At 63.7% G+C, this 20,077-nt stretch carries 20 protein-coding genes; 13 read left to right on the top strand and 7 right to left on the bottom strand.

Going from position 1 to position 20,077, the window contains the following annotated elements:
• Positions 1–52: 52 nt before the first annotated feature.
• The 3 genes from FJ964_RS28475 to FJ964_RS28465 all read right to left on the bottom strand — a co-directional run bounded on the left by FJ964_RS28475 (position 53) and on the right by FJ964_RS28465 (position 3,927).
• Complete coding sequence (locus tag FJ964_RS28475) at positions 53–1,180, bottom strand: sugar ABC transporter substrate-binding protein (RefSeq protein ID WP_140553847.1); 1,128 nt, start codon at positions 1,178–1,180, stop codon at positions 53–55.
• Between the two features lie 308 nt (positions 1,181–1,488).
• Positions 1,489–2,517 (bottom strand): LacI family DNA-binding transcriptional regulator, encoded by a 1,029-nt coding sequence (locus FJ964_RS28470; protein WP_140553845.1) that lies wholly within the window; start codon positions 2,515–2,517, stop codon positions 1,489–1,491.
• A gap of 165 nt (positions 2,518–2,682) precedes the next feature.
• Positions 2,683–3,927 (bottom strand): MFS transporter, encoded by a 1,245-nt coding sequence (locus FJ964_RS28465; protein ID WP_140553867.1) that lies wholly within the window; start codon positions 3,925–3,927, stop codon positions 2,683–2,685.
• A gap of 197 nt (positions 3,928–4,124) precedes the next feature.
• Here FJ964_RS28465 and FJ964_RS28460 point away from each other — a divergent pair, with 197 nt between their 5' ends.
• Complete coding sequence (locus FJ964_RS28460) at positions 4,125–4,412, top strand: DUF3175 domain-containing protein (RefSeq protein ID WP_181172642.1); 288 nt, start codon at positions 4,125–4,127, stop codon at positions 4,410–4,412.
• Between the two features lie 34 nt (positions 4,413–4,446).
• Here FJ964_RS28460 and FJ964_RS28455 read toward each other — a convergent pair whose 3' ends face one another.
• Both FJ964_RS28455 and FJ964_RS28450 read right to left on the bottom strand, forming a co-directional pair.
• Positions 4,447–5,223, bottom strand: a complete 777-nt coding sequence (locus FJ964_RS28455) for a FadR/GntR family transcriptional regulator (protein WP_140553865.1) — start codon at positions 5,221–5,223, stop codon at positions 4,447–4,449.
• A gap of 103 nt (positions 5,224–5,326) precedes the next feature.
• The gene (locus FJ964_RS28450; protein WP_140553841.1) at positions 5,327–6,223 is read right to left on the bottom strand and encodes an NAD(P)-dependent oxidoreductase; all 897 of its coding nucleotides are present in this window, start codon (positions 6,221–6,223) and stop codon (positions 5,327–5,329) included.
• Between the two features lie 118 nt (positions 6,224–6,341).
• Between FJ964_RS28450 and FJ964_RS28445 the strand changes: the two genes are divergently transcribed.
• Complete coding sequence (locus FJ964_RS28445) at positions 6,342–7,280, top strand: NAD(P)-dependent oxidoreductase (RefSeq protein ID WP_140553839.1); 939 nt, start codon at positions 6,342–6,344, stop codon at positions 7,278–7,280.
• A gap of 139 nt (positions 7,281–7,419) precedes the next feature.
• Here FJ964_RS28445 and FJ964_RS28440 read toward each other — a convergent pair whose 3' ends face one another.
• Together FJ964_RS28440 and FJ964_RS28435 are read right to left on the bottom strand one after the other, a co-directional pair.
• Positions 7,420–8,202 carry a FadR/GntR family transcriptional regulator gene (locus FJ964_RS28440; protein ID WP_140553837.1) on the bottom strand — a complete coding sequence of 261 codons (783 nt, stop codon included), beginning with the start codon at positions 8,200–8,202 and terminating at the stop codon, positions 7,420–7,422.
• A gap of 181 nt (positions 8,203–8,383) precedes the next feature.
• The gene (locus FJ964_RS28435) at positions 8,384–9,373 is read right to left on the bottom strand and encodes a sugar-binding protein (protein ID WP_140553836.1); all 990 of its coding nucleotides are present in this window, start codon (positions 9,371–9,373) and stop codon (positions 8,384–8,386) included.
• Positions 9,374–9,830: 457 nt separating this feature from the next.
• Between FJ964_RS28435 and FJ964_RS28430 the strand changes: the two genes are divergently transcribed.
• The 11 genes from FJ964_RS28430 (at position 9,831) to FJ964_RS28375 (ending at position 20,069) form a co-directional block, all read left to right on the top strand.
• Positions 9,831–10,574, top strand: coding sequence for an ATP-binding cassette domain-containing protein (locus FJ964_RS28430; RefSeq protein WP_140500157.1), 744 nt, complete (start codon positions 9,831–9,833; stop codon positions 10,572–10,574).
• Positions 10,575–10,634: 60 nt separating this feature from the next.
• Positions 10,635–11,633, top strand: coding sequence for an ABC transporter permease (locus FJ964_RS28425; protein WP_140553834.1), 999 nt, complete (start codon positions 10,635–10,637; stop codon positions 11,631–11,633).
• A 178-nt stretch (positions 11,634–11,811) separates the two neighbouring features.
• On the top strand, positions 11,812–12,639 hold the full coding sequence (locus FJ964_RS28420) for an AraC family transcriptional regulator (RefSeq protein ID WP_140553832.1): 828 nt from the start codon (positions 11,812–11,814) through the stop codon (positions 12,637–12,639).
• A 117-nt stretch (positions 12,640–12,756) separates the two neighbouring features.
• Positions 12,757–13,200, top strand: coding sequence for an SRPBCC family protein (locus tag FJ964_RS28415; RefSeq protein WP_140553830.1), 444 nt, complete (start codon positions 12,757–12,759; stop codon positions 13,198–13,200).
• A 10-nt stretch (positions 13,201–13,210) separates the two neighbouring features.
• Positions 13,211–14,005 (top strand): FAD binding domain-containing protein, encoded by a 795-nt coding sequence (locus tag FJ964_RS28410; protein WP_140553828.1) that lies wholly within the window; start codon positions 13,211–13,213, stop codon positions 14,003–14,005.
• 49 nt (positions 14,006–14,054) lie between these two features.
• On the top strand, positions 14,055–14,537 hold the full coding sequence (locus FJ964_RS28405; RefSeq protein WP_140553826.1) for a (2Fe-2S)-binding protein: 483 nt from the start codon (positions 14,055–14,057) through the stop codon (positions 14,535–14,537).
• A gap of 10 nt (positions 14,538–14,547) precedes the next feature.
• Complete coding sequence (locus tag FJ964_RS31730) at positions 14,548–15,915, top strand: xanthine dehydrogenase family protein molybdopterin-binding subunit (protein ID WP_140553824.1); 1,368 nt, start codon at positions 14,548–14,550, stop codon at positions 15,913–15,915.
• A gap of 1 nt (position 15,916) precedes the next feature.
• A complete protein-coding gene (locus FJ964_RS31725; RefSeq protein WP_140553823.1) occupies positions 15,917–16,921 on the top strand; it encodes a molybdopterin cofactor-binding domain-containing protein in 1,005 nt (334 codons plus the stop codon).
• Between the two features lie 8 nt (positions 16,922–16,929).
• Entirely contained in the window at positions 16,930–17,811 is an 882-nt protein-coding gene (locus tag FJ964_RS28390) for a MoxR family ATPase (protein WP_140553821.1), read from the top strand.
• Between the two features lie 234 nt (positions 17,812–18,045).
• Positions 18,046–19,182, top strand: a complete 1,137-nt coding sequence (locus FJ964_RS28380; protein WP_140553820.1) for a VWA domain-containing protein — start codon at positions 18,046–18,048, stop codon at positions 19,180–19,182.
• Positions 19,182–20,069 (top strand): amidohydrolase, encoded by an 888-nt coding sequence (locus FJ964_RS28375; RefSeq protein ID WP_181172644.1) that lies wholly within the window; start codon positions 19,182–19,184, stop codon positions 20,067–20,069. The genes FJ964_RS28380 and FJ964_RS28375 overlap by 1 nt, the downstream gene beginning before the upstream one ends.
• The last annotated feature ends 8 nt before the right edge of the window (positions 20,070–20,077 follow it).

Here is a 20,077-nt window from a genome sequence, read left to right as displayed (position 1 = left end):
CGGGGACCGGCGCCGCGGGTTGGCCGCAGCGCCGAAATGGCATCCAGCGGAACTACTGGTTTTCCTTGGTCTGGCCCATGATTTCCTGGGCGCTGAAGTTGATGCCGCAGGTCGGGAAGGAATTGCCGACGAAGAAATTGTCGGACTCCTTCGGAAAGTAATCCGTGCCTTCCTTCATGTCCGGATCAGAGGCGACGGCCAGCGGCAGCTTCACCTCTTGCGGCACCACCTCGCCTTCCAGCGCCGCAATGGCCGCCTTGATGGCGACGGCGACCTGGGCCGGCCCCGAGCCGGCGGAGGTGCACTTCAGGCCGTCGGCCGAATGCGCCGCGCAGAACTTGCGGAAACCGTTCTCGGTTTCGCCGCCGAACGGCACGAAGGGATGCTTGGCGTCGATCATCGCCTGCACGATACCGGTGTCACCGCCCTGACCGGTGATGCCGTCGAACGGACCATTTGTGGCGATCGCATCCGCGGTCACCTTCTGTGCCACGCCGTCGTCCCATTTGCCAGCAACTTCGGTGACGTCCCATTTCTTGCCGGAAGCGTCGAGCACCTCATGAATGCCGTTGTGGCGGTCTGTATCGACGGAAGTGCCGGCCACACCACGCACTTCGAGGATCTTGCCGCCATTGGGCACTTTCTCGACCAGCCATTTGGCCCATAATTCGCCGAGCCCCTTCTGGTCGACATTGACGTTGATGGCGTCCTTCGTGTCGAGGATGTTGTCGAAGGCGACCAGCACGATGCCGGCTTGCTTGGCGCGCTTGATGACCGGGCCGAAGGCGGTCGGATTCTGCGCGTCGGTGACGATGGCGTCATAGCCGGAATCGATGAAGTTGTTGATCGCCGAGATCTGCGCCGGCACGTCCTCTCCGGTCGAGACGACCTTGAATTCCTTGATCTTGGCCTTGACATCCGGCTGGGCGGCATAGGCCTTTGCGGTCTGCACCATCTGGATGCGCCAGGTGTTGGCGATATAGCCATTGGCGAAGGCGATACGGTATGGGCCTTCCTTCTTGGGATATTTGAAGAATTTCGTGTCCGCGCTCCAGGGCGCGAAGCAGTCGGCTTGGGCGGCCGGGCCCGGCACGATCTCGGGGCCGGCGGCCATGGCGGCCGAGTTGAGCATGACGAATGCGCTGGCGGCAATGATGCCACCCACCAGTGACTTGATCATCGATAATCCTCCCATTTTGTAATTTTGATGTCGTTTCGCGATGTGAATTTCGCACGGTCGGCTCCGGCTCCTCCTGCCTTGCCCTACCTGCCTTTCCGATGGCCAATGGCCTATGCGATGCCTCCTCCCCGTTGTTCCCAGGTTGTTGGGGAAAATAGCATATTATACATAATAAACAAGAATTAGTTGTCGCTTATGTATAATAGACAGGCTGCGTGCCGTTGCATTCTCTTCCCTGTCCGATAGTGATGGTAGCGCTACCAAGAGTGTTGTGTAAAGCGCCCTTTCTCGTGATCGCGAAAGTGTGTTCAGCGCGCCGTGCTCTCGCGGCGCATGAGTTCGAAACCGAGATCCACGACGCGCTGCTGCGGAGGCTCGCCTCCTATCGCCGCCAGCGCCATGGCCACTGCCCGCCGTCCGATCTCGTAGCGGGGCGTGCGGATGCTGGTGACGGAGGGAAACGCCACCTGCATCATGTCGAGGTCGTTGAAGCCGACGATGCCGACCCTCTTGGGCACATCGATCGAAGCGCGATGACACTCGAACAGCGCGCCTAGCGCGATGTCGTCATTGTTGCAGAATACGCCGTCGAGCGTCGGCATCTTGGCCAGCGCGTCGCGGAAAAGCTCGCGCCCCAGCGTCACGCTGGACGGCACCGGCGTGGTGGTGATCAGGCGTGGATCGAACAGGCCGGCTTTCTCCACCGCCATGCGGTATCCGGCCAGGCGTCGCTGCGAGCGCGGATCCATGCGCGCGCCGATGAATCCGATGCGACGGTAGCCCGCTTCGATCAGATGCTCGGTCGCCGCCCTGCCGCCGTCCAGATGCGAGAAGCCGACCATCATATCCACCGGATAGGGGCCGGTTTCCATAACCTGCACCACCGGGCAGCCTGCGTTCTCCAGCAATTTTCGCGAGGCCGGCGTCTGGTCGATGCCGGCCACGATCAGCGCCGCCGGCCTTTGTGGCCCGAACACCTGCAGCAGCCGCTCTTCTTCAAGTCCGGAATAGTGGGTGTTGCCGAGCTGGATGCGGAAGGCGCTGTCAGACAGGCTGTCATAGATGCCACGCACCACCTCGGCAAAGACGCTGTTGGTAAGCGACGGCACCAGCACGCCGAACACCTCGGCGCGGGCCGAGGCCAGCGCCCGTGCGTTGGGATCCGGCACGTAGCCGAGTTCGTCGACGGCGGCGTGGATCTGGCGACGCAGGTCCTCGGAGACCCGCTCCGGCTCGCGCAGGGCGCGAGACACGGTGATTGCGCCTACGCCGGCCTTACGCGCGACGTCTGATATGGTCGGGCGACCGCCGCCTCGGCGCGAGCGCGGCTTGATCAAGGACAGGCCCCATGCGGTGCGTGGCCGCCAAGGCGCTGCCGCAATACGATCGACGTTGCTGTCGCCATCTCACCAGCCTGTGCCGCACCCGCTCGCCTCTGGCGTCGCGCAGCCCCGGCCCGTTGTCAAGCCGGGGCGCTTGCGGGCGAGTGCTTCCGCTCTACCTCAGGCCATTGCCGTCGCGCCGCGTCTTGCCTTCCAAAGCACCAGCACCATCATCAGGATGTTCAGCAGGTTCCAGGCGATGCCGTTCAGGAACGCGGCGGCGTAGGAGCCGGTCAGGTCGTAGATCCAGCCCGAGATCCAGCCGCCGATCGCCATGCCGAAAATGGTCGCCATGATGACGATGCCGACGCGTTGGCCGGCCTCCCTGGCGGGCATGTATTCCCGCACTATGATCGCATAGCAGGGCACGATGCCACCCTGCGACAGGCCGAAGACCAGCGAAACGACGTAGAGCGAGGCAAGCCCGTCGAAGGGAATGTAAAAGAACAGTGACAGGCATTGCAGCACCGAGCCGATAAGCAGGGTCTTCACCCCGCCGATGCGGTCGGCGACGAAGCCCGAGGCCACGCGGCTGACCACGCCGGCCGCCATCATGATCGACAGCATGTCGGCGCCATGCGCGACGCCGTAGCCAAGATCCATGCAGTAGGCCACGATATGCACCTGCGGCATCGACATGGCCACGCAGCAGCCGAGACCGGCAATGACAAGCAGCACCTGGAGTGCCGTCGGCGACAGCGAGATCGGCTGCACCAGCCGGCTGCCCGCGGAACCGGCGACCGCGATCGGCGCACCGCGCCGCAGCATCAGCACCAGCGGCACCATGGTCGCCAGGCAGAAGAGGCCGATGGCTACATAGGTGAAGCGCCAGCCTTCCGCTTTCATCAGGGGCGGCATGACGGTCGGCCAGATCGTTCCGGCGAGGTAGCTGCCGGCCGCGGCCGCCGCCACGGCGACACCGCGCCGGCGGTTGAACCAGTGCGAGATGTCGGCGATCAGCGGCCCGAAGATCGCCGATGTACCGACCCCGATCAGCAGGCCCTGGGCGAGCGTGAATTGCAGGATCGAGGTCGACAGCGCCGCCAGCAGGAAGCCGGCAACCAGGGCCATCGAGGAAGCAAGCGCCGGGATCCAGTAGCCGACGCGGTCGATAGCGCGCCCGACCAGAACGTTTCCGGCGGCAAAGCCGACCATGGTCGCGGTATAGGGCAGAGCGGCGTCGGCCCTGTCGACGCCGAACTCGGCCTGCACGGCCGGCAGCACCACGACCACGGCCCACATGCCTACGCCGCCGACTGTCGATAGAAGCATCGATACCGCCAGCCGTATCCATGCATGCGAGCTGTCGACGACGGCACTACCGGCTGCTGGTGAGGAGAAGATCGAGGCCAAGCTGTTTCCCATTCCGTCATCGACATTGACCATTGTCGCGGTCATGCGGCCTAGCGGCCGACGGTCCTTTCGCCACTATCGGCGCATTCGCCGCGCCGAGCAGCGCCACATGGGTAATTCCATGGTTCCAGAGTTCGTCGGTCCGGGCTCACCGGAACGTGCGACGACGAATGACGTTTTGCAATCAGCTCAACGCGAAGGAGATTGCCATGAGCGCGAAACGGAAATGGTCGGCTGAGGTGACCGAGCACAGCAATGCCATGGATCTCGAAGACCATGTCTTCGAATCCCATGACCCGAAGAAGATCGCGGCTTCGCTTAAGCGGTCGGCCGAACACAGCGACCGGCGCAAGGCCGAACCGTTCCAGTCCGCCATGTCGATGCTGAACTTCTACATCAATCGTGCCGGCAAGAACCTGCCGGCGAAGCAGAAGAAGGTCCTCGAGGAGGCCAAGGACGAACTGCGCGCGGCGTTCGGACGTGAGAAGGAGGGGTAGGCAGGAAAGCTGCGTCTAGGGTTCCTGGAACGCGTTATCGTGACCTGATCACGCCGTCTGTGTTGGCGAGCAGCTTGCGCACCGCGGCGCGCGCCGCGTCGGGCCGCTGCAGGCGGATGTTCTTCTCGATCGCCTCGTGCATCTTCTGTGCGTGCTGCAAATCGTCGAGTTCCCGCGTCGTGTAGGTGAAGAGATGGTCGAAGGCGGATTCGATAAGGACCCCGAGCGGCACCAGGAGATCGTTGCCAGACGCCCGCAGGATCGCGAGATGAAAGCGCGTGTCGGCGCGGGTGCGCTCCTGCAGACTTGGCGCCTCGCCCATCTCGCGGCAGGCCTGGCTGATTTCGGCCATTTGTTCGTCGGTGCGCCGCATGGCGGCAAAAGCCGACGCCTCCGGCTCGATGATGTGGCGGAATTCCTGCACGGTCTTCAGAAACACCTCGCGGTCCGGCGAGGTCGCGTACCAGGCGAGCACGTCGCGGTCTAGCAGGTTCCAGCGCTCCTTCGGCTCGACCCAGCTGCCGATCTTGGGGCGCGAGGCGAGCAGGCTTTTGGCCATCAGCATCTTGATCGCCTCGCGTACCGCCGAGCGACTGACGCTGAAGGTCTCCGACCATTTGGCTTCGTTGGGCAGGATGGTGCCTGGCGGATAGTCGCCACGCACGATCCTGAGCCCGATCTCACTGGCCAGCGAGGTGTGCACGCTGGAACCCGGAATGCGCGCCGCATCGGTGCGGCGAACGCCGGCCTGACGCTCGGCCGATCCCGCTTTTGCCGGCGATTTTTCCTTGTTCGGCTTCGCGTCCCGCATACGCTCCAGAAAGTCCGGATTGAGCAGGGTGTCAAGCACGGCAAGCGGGTTCACCCGCAAAGCCGGCTTCTGTGCACAACTCAAAACCCTGCGGGGCCTGTTTTCAAGCGATCTTGACGTATTTGCGCCAGCTGTGTTCCGGCCGAAAGCCCAACATGTCGCGCGCCTTGCGATTGGACAACAGCGTCTCGAATTCGCCGAGTTCACCCTTGACCGGCACGCCGGGATAGAAGCGCTTCAGCAGTTCCGCAGTCGGCAGATCCGACGAAGTGTCGTCATTGGCGGCGTTGAACACCTGGTAGCCGAGCCCATCCTTCTCGATGGCGCGCAGCGTGATCTGGCCGAGGTCGCGCGCATCGACATAGCTCCAGGCGATACGCTTGCGGAACCCCGGATCGGCGAACCATTTCGGAAACAGCGAATATTCGTGCGGCTCGATGACGTTGCCGATGCGCAATGCATAGATGTCGGTACCGTCGCGCTGCGCAAAAGCCCGTGCCGTCTTCTCATTGACGACCTTGGAAAGGGCATAGCTGTCCATCGGATCGACGTCGTATTCTTCGTCGAGCGGGAAATATTTCGGCGCGCGCGGCTCGTTGGCGAAGACCAGGCCGTAGGTGGTCTCGCTGGAGGCGATGATCACCTTGCGGATGCCGAGCTTCACCGCCGCCTCGATGACATTGTAGGTGCCCATCGCGTTGATGCGGAACACCTCATTATCGGGCGTGATCATGATGCGCGGGATGGCGGCGAAATGCACCACGGCGTCGACGGGCTGCGGGCGCAGCGACGGATCGAATTCATGCAGGCCCGCATAGCTCGACAGCGCGTTGAACACCTGCCCGCTGTCGGTGATGTCGGCAATTAGCGTGCGCACCTTGGGATTGTCGAGCGGCTTGGTGTCGATGTTGAGCACCTGGCAGCCCTGCTCCACCAGATATTGCACGACGTGGCGCCCAGCCTTGCCGCTACCGCCGGTGAACATGATCCGTTTCGTCATTCTGGTCTCCACGAAAGCCCTGGGATTATGTGTATTGTCAGACAATATTGCTTTCTGCAACCGCATACGGCTAAAACAGCAGCGACATTATCGATAATCGCAAAACAGGACAGACAGCATGAACACGACCGCAGCGAGCGAGAAGATCGGCTTCATTGGCCTTGGCCTGATGGGCCATGGCATCGCCAAGAACATCGTCGACAAAGGCTATCACTTGACCTTCCTCGGCCGCAAGAACCGCAAGCCGGCGGAGGATCTGGCTAGCCGGGGCGCCCACGAAGCCGCGACCTCCCGCGACGTGGCGGCGGCATCGACAATCGTCTTCATCTGCGTCACCGGTTCACGCGAGGTCGAAGCCATCATTCGCGGCCCCGGCGGTCTCAAGGAGGGACTGAAAAAAGGCGCGGTCGTCGTCGACTGCTCGACCTCGGACCCGGTCTCGACCGTGGCGCTCGCCGCCGAGCTCAAGGCGCTCGGCGTCGACTATGTCGACGCGCCGCTCAGCCGCACGCCGAAGGAGGCTTGGGAAGGCACGCTCGACGCCATGGTCGGCGCCCCCGACGCCGTCTTTGCCAGGGTCAAACCGGTGATCGAAACCTGGGCCGGCCGTATCGTCCATATCGGCGACACAGGTGACGGCCACCGCATGAAATTGCTCAACAATTTCGTCTCGCTGGGCTATGCCGCGATCTATTCCGAGGCATTGGCCTTGGCCGAGAAGGTCGGCATCTCGCCGGCGCGCTTCGACAGCGTCATCCGCAACGGCCGCATGGATTGCGGCTTCTACCAGACCTTCATGCGCTGGACGCTGGAGGGTGATCGCGACGCCCACAAATTCACCGTCGCCAACGCCTTTAAGGACCTGACCTATCTCGAATCGATGGCGGGTTCTGCCGGCATCGCCAACCCGCTCGGCAACGCCACCAAGAACGCCTTCGCCGGGGCCTTCGCTACCGGCCCGGCCGAGCAGTACGTGCCGATGCTGGCCACCCATATCGGCAAGGTCAACGGTGTCGACCTGATGCCGATGAAGGATGGAAAGAAACAGACGATTTAAGGGGTGAGAAGCGGTCCGCGCAGCGGATGAAGGGCCAACAGCTTGGCTTTTCGAGCTTCGAACGCCTTAAGCCTGCGAAGGGCCGACGAAGGGCTACGCATTGCCCCGGGGAAAGGCGATCACCAAGCGCAAGCGCCGGTCACCCCCGCCCCCTTCCGACCCTCTCATCGGTATCGGCGAGCAGCTTGTGCACGGCGTTGCGCGCCGCCGCGGGTCGCTGCAAACGAATGTTCTTCTCGATCGCCTCGTGCAGCTTCTGTGCCCGCCGCTGGTCGCCGACCTGTTGAGTCGTGAAGACGAAGAGGTGATCCAGCGCCGATTCGATCAGCACGCCGAGCGGCACCAGCAGGTCGTTGCCGGAGGCCCGCAGGATGGCGAGATGAAAGCGCGTGTCGGCGCGGATGCGCTCCTGCAGGCTTGCCGCCTCGCCCATCTCGCGGCAGGCCTGGCTGATCTCGGCCATCTGCTCGTCGCTGCGCCGCACCGCGGCAAAGGCGCTCGCTTCCGGCTCGATGATGTGACGGAACTCCTGCACGGTCCGCAGAAACACCTCCCGGTCCGGCGCGGTCGCGTACCAAGCGAGCACGTCGCGATCGAGCAGGTTCCAGCGCTCCTTCGGTTCGACCCAACTGCCGATCTTGGGGCGCGACGCCAACAGGCTCTTGGCCATCAGCATCTTGATCGCCTCGCGCACCGCCGAGCGGCTGACATTGAACGTTTGCGACCATTGGGCTTCGTTGGGCAGGATGGTGCCGGGCGGATAGTCGCCGCGCACGATCCTGAGCCCGATCTCGCTGGCCAGCGAGGCGTGCACGCTGGCACCGGGAAAGTGCGCCGCATCGGGCCGGCGCATGGCGGCCGGACGGCGGCCGGCCTGTGCCTTGGTCCGAATGGCTCGCTTGTTTGACTTTTCGTCCGGCATCCACGTTCCAATGCGTCGGCCGTACCTGTTCCGGTCAGGAACTGTCGGTCCGCCGATGCCATTGCCGAAAAATTCGAACCTCGGGCGCGCCAAAGCCGGAGCCGCTGCCCCTGAAATGCGTGTCCCTGTTCGTCAGCAGAGGTGGCGGGGCGCCCGTTGGCGAGCGCCCCGATCGAGACGCCTATTTCTGGATGCAGGTGTCGACCGTATCCTTGGTGCATTCGTCGAGGCCGGTGAACACCGGATCGTCGACCTTCTTGCCTTCGATCAGGTCGATCATCACGGACGGCGCCTTGTAGCCCATCTCGAACGGCCGCTGGCCGACCAGCGCGGTGACAAGGCCATCCCGGGCGATCGCCACCTCGTCGCCGATCGTGTCGGCGGCGCCGATGACGAAGTCGTTGCTGGCCAGCTTGTCCTTCAGCGGTCCGACCAGATCGCGATAGGGCTGCGGCGCGCCGAACAGCGGCCAGCCGCCCATGATGCCGAACGCATCGAGCTTGGGGTTGGCGGCAAGGATGTCGGTCATCGCCTGCACGCCCTTGGCGCCGTCGTCATTGGTGAACACCGGGCAGCCAGCCACTTCCGTCCAGCCGCCTTCGCCGGCAAGAGCTGCAAGTCCTTCCTTGCCCGACAGCGCGTCACGCATGCCTTGCGCGCGGCGTAGGATGTTGTCGGCCGCCGGATTGCCCTCGATGGTGCAGATCGTGCCGCCATTCGGCTTGGCCTTCTTGATGTATTCGCCGATCTTCTTGCCCATCAGATAGTTGTCGGTGCCGAGATAGGTCTTGCGAAGTGCTGCGTCCTCCTTGGCAAGGTCGGCATCGACGGTCATGATCGGGATCGACGGGTTGGCGCTCTTGATCGTTTGCGCGATCAGCGGCGCGTTGGACGGCGAAATCGCCATCGCCACCGTGTCCGGCTTGCTCAGCATATCCTGCACGATCTGCGCCTCGCCGGCCTCGTCGGAAGTCGACGCCGGACCGGTGTAGAAGCACTCATATTCCGAGCTGGCGTTTTCCTTGTTCCATTTCTCGCAGCCCTGGTGGATGGCCTCGAAGAACGGATTGTCGAGACCTTTCACCACGATGACGAGCTGCTTCTTGGCCAAAGCCGGCCCGGCGCCCAACGCCATGGCGGCGACGGCGGCGAGCAAAACTGTTTTCCTCATGTCAGTCCTCCCTTGGAAACAGACGGACACGGCGTGCCCGCCACACAGATCGCCCTGATGCGAGATGACAGAAGCAAGCGCTCGTGCCGTCAGGCCAGGCCGATAAGCATTTTCAGATGCGACCAGGCCGGCAACGATGCCGGCACGATCGGTAATCCTCCACCGGTTGCGCCGCCAAACGACGTCGTTAAAGCCGGCATATCTTCCTCCGACGCTCAACTAATAACGGCTTGCCGCCAACGTCAATTGCTATTTGTCCTACAAAACGGATTTTTCCAGAAAGGCAGGATCTCATTCGTCCGACAATTGCCCAAATCTTATTCGTCAGACAATTGACGCCCGTGCAGGCATTTGCGTAAATGACCGCGTCGCTGCTTCCGGGGAGGAGCTGGGAGAGCGAACCGAAGCTGTCGCCCCTTCCCGGGACAGACGGCCAGACATGGGAGGCAAAAGGCTGGTGGCGGTTCTCGAACTCACCAACATCTCGAAGCATTTCGGCGCCATCCAGGCGGTGAACGACGTGTCGCTGTCGATCGAGCCCGGCCAGGTCGTCGGCCTGATGGGCGACAACGGCGCCGGCAAGTCGACGTTGGTCAAGATGATCGCCGGCAATTTCCGCCCGAGCCACGGCACCATGCAGATGGACGGCAAGGATCTGATCCTGCACAAGCCGGTCGAGGCCCGCCAGCACGGCATCGAGATCGTCCACCAGGATCTGGCGCTGTGCAATAATTTGACGGCGGCGGCCAATGTCTATCTCGGCCGCGAACTGCGCCGCGGCGTCGGGCCCTTCCGTATCCTCGACTATGCCGCCATGTACAAGCGCGCCGGCCAGATATTCGCCGAGCTCAAGTCCGAGACGCGCCCGCGCGACCTCGTCAAGCAGATGTCCGGCGGTCAGCGCCAGGCGGTGGCGATCGCCCGCACCATGCTGTCGCAGGCCAAGATCGTGCTGATGGACGAGCCGACGGCGGCGATTTCGGTTCGCCAGGTGGCGGAGGTCCTCAACCTGATCCGCCATCTGCGCGACCAGGGCATCGCCGTTGTGCTGATCAGCCACCGCATGCCCGACGTTTTCGACGTCGCGGACCGCGTTATCGTCATGCGGCGCGGCAGGAAAGTCGCCGACAAGGCGATCGCCTCGAGTTCGCCCGAGGAGGTGACAGGGCTGATCACCGGCGCCATCGAGCAGGTGGTGTGAGAGCGGCAAACCGGATTTCATTGCGCTGGCGCGTTTCGCTGCCGGCAGGAAAGGTCGATAATGGCAGTCACCCTTGATCAGACGATCGCGCAGAAACAGCACAGTTTTCTGTCGCGGCTGCTCTCCAGCCAGACGTTCTGGGTGGTGATCGCCGTCATCCTCGCCTGTATCTTCCTGTCCTTTGCCACGGATGCCTTCGCCACCCCGAAGAACCTCTTCAACATCACCCGCAACGTCACCTTCGTCGCCATTGTCGCGCTGGGCATGACCTTCGTCATCATCACCGGCGGCATCGACCTGTCGGTCGGTTCGGTACTGTGCCTCTGCTCGATGGTGCTGGCCGTTACCATGCATGCCGGGTTTTCGATCGAAGTCGGCATCCTGGCCTCGATCGCCACCGCACTCGTCATCGGCGGCTTCAACGGCATTCTGATCGCCTATCTCGGCTTTCCGCCCTTCGTGGTGACGCTCGGCATGCTGTCGATCGCCCGCAGCCTCGCCATGGTCGCCTCCAACAACACCGTCGTCTTCCAGTTCGGGCCCGATCACGACAAGCTGCTGGCGCTGGGCGGCGGCGCCTGGCTCTTCGGCATCGCCAATCCGGTGCTCTACATGATCCTTTTGGCGCTGATCACCGGCTTCATCCTGCGCTGGACCAAGTTCGGCCGGCATATCTTCGCCATTGGCGGCAACGAGCATGCTGCGACGCTGACCGGCGTTCCGGTGCGCCAGATCAAGGTCGCCGTCTACATGATCTCGGCGCTGTCGGCGGGAATTGCCGGCATCATCCAGACCGGCTGGCTGGGCGCCGTCACCACCAATCTCGGCAACGGCATGGAGCTGCAGGTCATCGCCGCCACCGTCATCGGCGGCGCCAATCTCGCCGGCGGCGTCGGCACCGCCTTCGGCGCCATCGTGGGTGCCGCTCTCATCGAGGTGATCCGCAACAGCCTCGGCCTGCTCGGTATCAACGCCTTCTGGCAGGGCACCTTCATCGGCGGCGCCATCCTGCTGGCGGTGCTGTTCGACCGCATCCGCAACTTCAGGCGCAGCGATTAAAAGCCTGTCTTCGCCGAAGTGGCGTTCATCCCCCGTCCTATCGCTCAGTCTGAAAATCGGCTGAAGCGGCCTGCCGCGAATACCGGCCGTGCGGCTATGCCTTGACGGATACGGAAAACCGGCCGCACAATCCCCAAGCAGGCGAAGGGAGGCCAGTCGCCTGCGGGAGGATATACCCATGACGGAAGCGATCAGGCTCTACTGGGGCCGGTTCGGACATGTTTCTGTCCTGAATGTCGCGAGCGACTTCGTCACCCATGCCCATGTCGAGGCACATCTCATCATCTGGCTGGAAGGCACCGCCGGCGAGATGACCATCGGTCGTGAGACGGTCCTGCTTGGGCCTGGCACGGCTGCCGGCATCAACTCGTTGCAGCCGCACAGCCATGTGCTGTCGCAGGACGGCACGCCGGGCCTGTTCCTCGCCTTCTACATCGACCCCGACTGGGCACGGCGGCGCCGTGACCTGCCATCGTCCGCGCCGCTTTTCGCGCAGGCGGCAATCACGCTCGAACCCTGGCTGCACCAGGCTGCTGCCGGCCTGCTCGATCACCTGACCGACAATGAGAGCATCGACGATGTCGCCAATTACGAGATCGAGCGCTTCATCGACTCGGTGCTCGATGCCGCCGACGCTTCGGCTCCGCAGGAGCCGCGCGGCCGCGTGAACACCGTGCAGGATTTCCGTGTCCGCAAGGCGATCCAGTTGATGAAAGCCAATGTCTGCGAGCGTATCTCCTTCGATGACGTGGCGCGCAGCGTCGGCCTCTCGCGGCCGCATTTCTTCGCTCTGTTCAAGGAACAGACCAGTTTGACGCCCAACGTCTACTGGAACACGCTGCGCATGGAGGAAGCGGTGCGCCAACTCCAGTGGTCGCATGAGCCGCTGATATCGGTCGCCTGCAATCTCGGCTTCACCACCCAGGGCAATTTCTCGCGTTTCTTCCGCGATCATGTCGGCGTGCCGCCGACGCTCTATCGCGAAGCGGCGCGAGCAGTGTCCTGACGGGCCGGAAACCGGCTATTTTCAGACTGATTGATACGTGCCCAAGACGCATTGATAAGCATCGCGACCACGGTCGGCCTACCGTCCCAAGCAGAACGTTTGCAAGGGAAAGAGCATATGGCTGATGTCACCATCTCCACCGTCATCGACGCGCCGGTCGAAAAGGTCTGGGCGCGCATCCGCGACTTCAACGGACTGCCGAGCTGGCATCCGCGCATGGTCGAAAGCCATATCGAGGACGGCAAGGACGCCACCACGATCGGCTGCGTGCGCAACTTCCAGCTGGCCAGCGGCGCGCGGCTGCGCGAAAAGCTGCTCGATTTCTCCGATAAGAATTTCCTCGTCAGCTATTCGATCCTGGAAACGCCGCAGCCGCTCACCAACCACAAGGCTACGCTGCAATTGCGGCGCGTCACCGACGGCGACCGCACCTATGCCGAATGGACCGCCAGCTTCGACGCAGCACCCGAAGAAGCCGACAAGCTGGCCGAGGGCATGGGCGCCAATGTCTTTCAGGGCGGCTTCAACGCCCTGAAGAGCCATTTCGCCGGCCAGGGTTGAGGAGCGGGCCATGGCGCTGGCACTGCAGAGTTTTGCAACGGTGAAAGACGCCAGCGCGGCGCTGAAAGCCGCCGGCACGCGCTATCTCGGCGGCGGCACGCTCGTCTTGCGCGCCGCCAATGAAGGCGATGTTTCGGTCTCCGGCCTTGTCAGGTCGACCGACCCGGCCTTGTCGGCCATCGCGGTCTCCGGCGGCACGATCCGCATCGGCGCTTCGGTGACCATGGCGGCGATCGCCCGCCATCCCGAGCTCAGCCAGCTTGCCAAGGCCGCGCGTGCCGTTGGCGGTCCGGCGATCCGCAACATGGCGACCGTCGGCGGCAATCTGTTTGCGCCAAGTCCCTATGGCGATTTCGCGGTCGCCCTGCTGGCGCTGGACGCCATCGTGAGCACCAATGACGGCGAAATGCCGATGGAAGCCTTTCTGGCCAAGCGGGACGGGAGCCGCGCGATCGTCACCTCTGTAAGCTTCACGTGGCCGGCACAGGGAAGCTTTCGATTCGTGAAGGTCTCGCGGGTAAAGCCCAAGGGCGTCTCGGTGCTCAGTATCGCCGCTATCCTGGAACAGGCCGGCAACGGCACAATATCCTCGGTGCGGATCGCGCTCGGCTGCATGGCCGACCGGCCGATGCGAGCCAAGACAGCCGAGAAAGCGCTGCTCGGCAGGACACTGGACGCGGACGGCGTCGCTTTGGCTCTGGCTGCCGCCAACGACGGCATCGAACCTATTACCGACCCGATCGCCAGCGCCTGGTATCGCGCGCAAGTGCTGCCGGTTCATCTTGGTCGGCTGCTGCTCAGCTAGTTTCGGGGGCGCGCGCTTGCCCTGCGGGGCAGGCGCGCAAGGAGGAAGAATGGCAAAGGTTCCCGTCCAGTTCACGCTCAACGGTTCTGAAAAGGCCGAATTCGTCGAAAGCGGCACCACGCTGCTCAACGCCTTGCGCGACAAGATCGGCGACACCTCGCCGAAGGGCGGCTGCCATCAGGGCACCTGCGGCTCCTGCTCGGTGATCATCGACGGTGAGCTCCGGCTGTCCTGTCTGACGCTCGCCGAGACCTGCAACGGCGCTGCCATCACCACCACGTCGGGTCTTGCCGAAGGCGGCGTTCTGCATCCTCTCCAGCGCGCCTTCCTCGACGCCTTCGCCACGCAATGCGGCTTCTGCACGCCGGGCATGCTCATGGCGGCCAAGGTGCTGCTCGACCACACCCCCAATCCCAGCCGCGACGACGTCGTCGAAGCGCTGTCGGGCAACATATGCCGCTGCACGGGCTACGAGCCTATCATCCAGGCGGTGCTCACCGCCGCTCGCGCCAACTCGCAGAACGCGGCCTGAGGGAAGCAAGATGGAACTGCGCAAAAGCTATTTCTCGGACGTCCGCAAGGATGACCTCAACGAGATCGGCCAGCCGAGGCCCCGCTCGGATTCGCCCGGCCATGTCACCGGCAAGACAGCCTATTTCGCCGACCGCAACTTTCCCGGCATGCTGCATCTGAAGATGGTGCGCAGCCCGCACCATCATGCCCGCATCCGGTCGATCGATACCTCCGAAGCGGAAAAACATCCGGGCGTGGTGAAAATTCTCACCGCCAGGGACGTCCCGCACAATGTCTACACCATCCTGATCCTGATCCAGATCGGGCCGGAGGACGAGACGGTTCTGGCCGACGGCAAGGTGCGCTGGAAGGGCGAGGCTGTGGTGGCGGTGCTGGCCGAGACGGAGCGCGCCGCCCAGGAAGCCGCGGCCAAGATCAAGGTCGATTACGAGGTGCTGCCGGCCGTCTTCGACATGGAGGAAGCGCTGAAGCCCGGCGCGCCCCTCGTCAACGAATATCACGGCCAGAACTACTATCTCTATGACAGTGGCGAGTGCCGCAAGGTGCGCTTCGGCGATGTCGAGACAGGCTTTGCCGAGGCCGACTACGTCCTCGAACAGAGCTATCATTCCTCGCCGATCGAGCATGCGCCGACCGAGACCACCGGCTGTATCGTGACACCGGAGGGCAATGACCGCTTCACCTGCTATACCAACACCCAGGCGATGTTCTTCACCCTCGACAACACGTCGATCATTTTGCAGATGCCGGGCAGCAAGCTGCATTTCGTCGGCGGCACGGTCGGCGGCGGCTTCGGCGGCAAGGTCGATGTCATCGTCGAACCGATCGCGATCCTCGGCGCCAAGCTAACAGGGCGACCGGTCTGTTTTATCTACAGCCGCGAGGAGGAGATGCAGATCTCGTCACCTCGCGCGGCCGAAAAGGTCGTCATCAAGGACGGCGTGATGAAGGACGGCCGCATCGTCGCCCGCAAGGTCACCGGCTACACGGACGCCGGCGCCTACTCCCGCCATTCGCCCTATGGCGCCCAGAAGGGCGCGGGGCACTATCCCGGCCCCTACACCATCCCCAATGTCTGGATCGATACGTACTGCGTCTACACCAACCGCACCCCCTCCTCCGCCATGCGCGGCTTCGGCGTCACCATCGGCGACTTCGCACTGGAGGTGCAGATGGACAAGCTGGCACGGCTGATCGGCATGGATCCGCTCGAATTCCGCTTCATCAATGCCTATCGCGACGGCGACATGAAGGCGCATCGCCAGCCGACCGAAGGGGCGGCCCTTATCGAGTGCATGCAGGAAGCCTCGCGCGCCGCCAACTGGCCCGTGGCCGAGAAGTACATGGTGATGTCCTCTTACGCGAAGGGAGCTTGAGATGGCGATCAGGCGCGGGCGCGGCGTTGCCGCGATCAATTATCCGACAGGCATGAACCTCGGCGGCGACCCCACCCAGGCGCTGGTGCATTCGACCCCGACCGGCAATTTCATGGTGACGCTGTCATCGGTCGATCTCGGCCAGGGCATGAAGCAGATCATGGCGCAGATCTGCGCTGAGACGATCGGCGTGCCGACGGACCGCGTCGTCGTCGACACCGCCGATACCGACACCGGCCCGCACTGCATGGGCACTTTCGCCTCGCGCGGCACGCACCGCGCCGGCAACGCCGTCATCCAGGCGGCCAAGGAAGCCCGCCAGGTGATGCTCGAAGTGGCCGCGGAGGAGCTGGAGGTCAACGCCTCCGACCTCGAGACCGACGGCCAGGGCAACATATTGGTCAAAGGCGCGCCGCAGAAATCGATCTCGATCTTCGACGTCGCGCTGTCGGCGCATTTCAAGCGCGGCCGCTCGATCTCGGGACGCGGCATGTTTCTCATCCCGCGCTCCTATCCGGAGAAGGAGACCGGCGCGATGAAGCCATCGACCTGCTACGCGCATGCCTGCACGGTGGCCGAGGTCGAGGTCGACGACGAGACCGGCGAAGTCACCGTGCTGACGGTGAAGAACGTCTTCGAGATCGGCCGTGCGCTGAATCCCAAAATGGTCGAGCAGCAGTTGGTCGGCGGCTCCTGGATGGGCATCAGCCACGCGCTCTACGAAACGACCGAGCCCTATTATCCCAACCGTGACCATGGCGGCACCGACTTCAACCAGTACCTGATGCCGGGTCCCGGCGACCTGGCCGAAACCGAGATCATTGTGCTGGAGCGGCCCTCGGCGGATGGTCCTTACGGCGCCAAGGGGCCCGGCGAAATGTGCGCCAATCCGCAGATTCCGGCGGTCGCCAATGCCGTCTTCGACGCTGTCGGGGTGCGCATCGACACGTTGCCCATCACGCCGGAACGCATTTTGCGCGCGCTCAAGGCGCAAGCGACGACCTGAGGACCGACATGCCCGAGGTAAACGCCGAAACGGTCGCGACTTCGCCAGAAGCGGTCGCCGAGCGCCTCGCTGCCTCGCATTATCTGGCTGATGAAAGCCTGGCGACGGCCATCTTCCTGGCGATCCGGCTGGGCAAGCCGCTGCTGCTCGAAGGCGCTCCGGGCGTCGGCAAGACGGAAGCGGCCAAGGCAATCGCCGAGTTGCTCGGCCGCGATCTGGTGCGGTTGCAATGCTATGAAGGCATAGACGCCGCACATGCGCTCTATGAGTGGAACTACCAGCGCCAGCTGCTCGCCATCCGCCATGCCGGCGAGCAAGAAGTCGATATCTACGACGACCGCTTTCTGATCGCCCGCCCGCTGCTGCAGGTGCTGAAGGCGCCGGAGCAGCGCATCCTGCTGGTCGACGAGATCGACCGTTCCGACCACGAATTCGAGGCGCTGCTGTTGGAGTTTCTTTCCGACTTCCAGATCAGCATTCCCGAGCGCGGCACCATCCGCGCCACCGCACAGCCGATCGTCATCCTGACCTCCAACCGCACCCGCGAACTCGCCGAAGCGCTCCGGCGGCGTTGCGTCTATCACTGGATTGGCTATCCCGATGCCGAGCGCGAGGCGGCCATCATCATGCTGCGCGCCGGCGATGTCGCAGAGGCAACGGCACGCGCTGTGGCGTCCGCCGTGCAGAACATCCGCGCGCGTCCACTCGCCAAACCGCCCGGCATCGCCGAGGCCGTCGAATGGGCGAATGCCGCGACCATCCTGGAAAAAGGCGGCAGCCCCTGGCCGGAAGCCTTCCGCCGCGCCATCGGCGTGCTGATCAAGGACGAGGAGGATCTGTCCTACATCGCGCCCGAGCTTGGCCGCATCGTCGACGAGGCGCTGGCGTGAGCCGCGATCTCAGCGCGCCCTTCTCCCTGACGCCGGCGGGACAGCGCGCCCCTCTGTCCTGGCGGACATCTCCCCCACAAGAGGGGAGATCAGCAACCTCGGCGCTTCGCTCAATCCTGCAACGTTGGAGATTGGCGAAAGCCGGGATGACATCCGATTTCCCCCCAAGTGGGGGAGATGTCCGGCAGGACAGAGGGGGGCGCGAAGGAACGCAACGGTTGGAATATTTCTGCCATGCCGCGCGACCGTAGCTTGCCCCGTGCGGCGGCGCCCTTCCTCAGCTTCGGCCGGATGCTGCGCCGCTACGGCTTTGCCATCGCCCCCGAACAAGTCACCAGCTTCATGCAAGCGATAACCTTGCTCGGACCACGCTCGATGGCGGACATACGCGAGGCAGCCCTTGCCACGCTGGCGCCGCCGCCCGATCGCCGCGCCGAATTCGAAGCCCTTTTCCAGAGCCATTTCTATGGCAACGCGTCAGCCGTGATCGAAGGCGACGCCGACGAGGAAACGCGCATCAAGGATGATGGCGGTGCCGACGATGAACGGATCGAGGCCGAGCAGAGGCAGGAAGGCGGCGAGTTGTCTTCGGCCCTGGAGCAGTTGAGCACGCGCGACTTCCAGCGCGACCACGACAGTCTGACCACCTTTCGCCGAAAGCTGTCATCGGCCCTGCCCGCCCGTCGCTCCTTCCGCACGGTGCGTACTCATTCCCGCGGCAAGCTCGACCTGCGCCGCTCGCTCAGGGAAATTGTCGGCGCCGATGGCGATGTCCCCTGGCCGCTATTGCGTCGCCGCCAGATCGTGCCGCGCAAGCTGTTGCTGCTGATCGATGTCTCAGGCTCGATGAAACTGCACACCGCCGACTATCTCAAGCTGGCGCATGCCGCCGTGCAGGGCGCGGATCGCGCCGAGATATTCACCGTCGGCACGCGGCTCACCCGCATCACCTCGGCATTGCGCATCCGCGACCGTGATCAGGCGCTGGCGTGGGCAGCAAGCCAGGTCGACGATTGGGATGGCGGTACCCGCATGGGACCGACCCTGCTGGCATTCCTCTCGGTGCCGCGCTTTTCGTCGTTCACGCGCGGCGCCGCGGTCGTCATTCTCTCCGACGCGCTGGAGCGCGGCGACCATGCCGAACTGGAGATTGCCATGCGCAGGCTTAGCGCCCGCGCCTTCCGGCTATCGCTGGCGACCCCGCTGGCCGGCGATCCACGCTTCCAGCCGGCGACAGCGGCGCTGCGCGCCATCCTGCCCGACCTCGACGATCTGGTCGACGGCTCGTCGCTGGCCGGCCTCACCGATTTCATCCTGTCGCTCGCACGCCCCGCCCCGGCGGCCGCGACCATCTGGAAAAGGGTATCGTGATGCAGAAAGCCATCGACGCGCATTTCCACATCTGGCGCCAGAAAGACCAACCATGGCTGGTCGGCCCGATGGTGCCGCGCATCTTCGGCCCCTACGAGCCGATCCGCCGCGACTATCCGATCGGTGAATTTCTGGCCGACCAAAAAGGTTCGGGCGTCGAAAAAGCCGTCTATGTCCAGACCAACTGGGCCAAGGAGGATTTCGAGAACGAGGTCGCCTTCCTGCAGCAGACCGCCGACGAGACCGGCTGGCCGCACGCCATCGTCGGCTATGCCGACATGACAGTGGACGATGTCAGGCCGCAGATCGACCGGTTGATGAAATACAGGCTGCTGCGCGGCGTGCGCATGCAACTGCACTGGCACGAGACCCCGGCCTTCCGCTTCGCCGCCTCGGCCGATCAGGTGATCGACCCCAAGGTCCGCGCCAACGTCGCGCGGCTGAAGGATTATGGCCTGTCCTTCGACCTGCAGCTCTTCCCCGCCCAGATGAAGGACGGGCTGACGCTGGTCGGCGAAAACCCGGAGACGAATTTCATCCTGACTCACACCGGCATGCTGACCGGCATGGAACCGGAAACCACCGAAGCCTGGAAGGCCGGACTGCGCACGCTGTCGGCGGCACCCAATCTCTACGCCAAGCTTTCGGGCCTCGGCACCTTCGTTCACCGCAACGACCCGGCGCTGATCGCCTACATCATCGACAATGCGATCGACATTCTGGGCAGCGATCATCTGATGTTCGGCTCGAACTTTCCCATCGAAAAACTGTGGACCAGCCACGCCGAACTGATGAAGGCGCACCGCGATGCGGTGGAGAAGCATGGCACGGCGGCGGAAGCCGACATTTTCTGGAACGCGGCGGAGAAGGTTTATAGGCCGGTGTAGCGCGTCTT

The sequence above is a fragment of the Mesorhizobium sp. B2-3-2 genome (assembly GCF_006442295.1).
In the GTDB taxonomy this organism is placed as follows: domain Bacteria; phylum Pseudomonadota; class Alphaproteobacteria; order Rhizobiales; family Rhizobiaceae; genus Mesorhizobium.
This window is presented reverse-complemented; position numbering and strand designations above follow the sequence as displayed.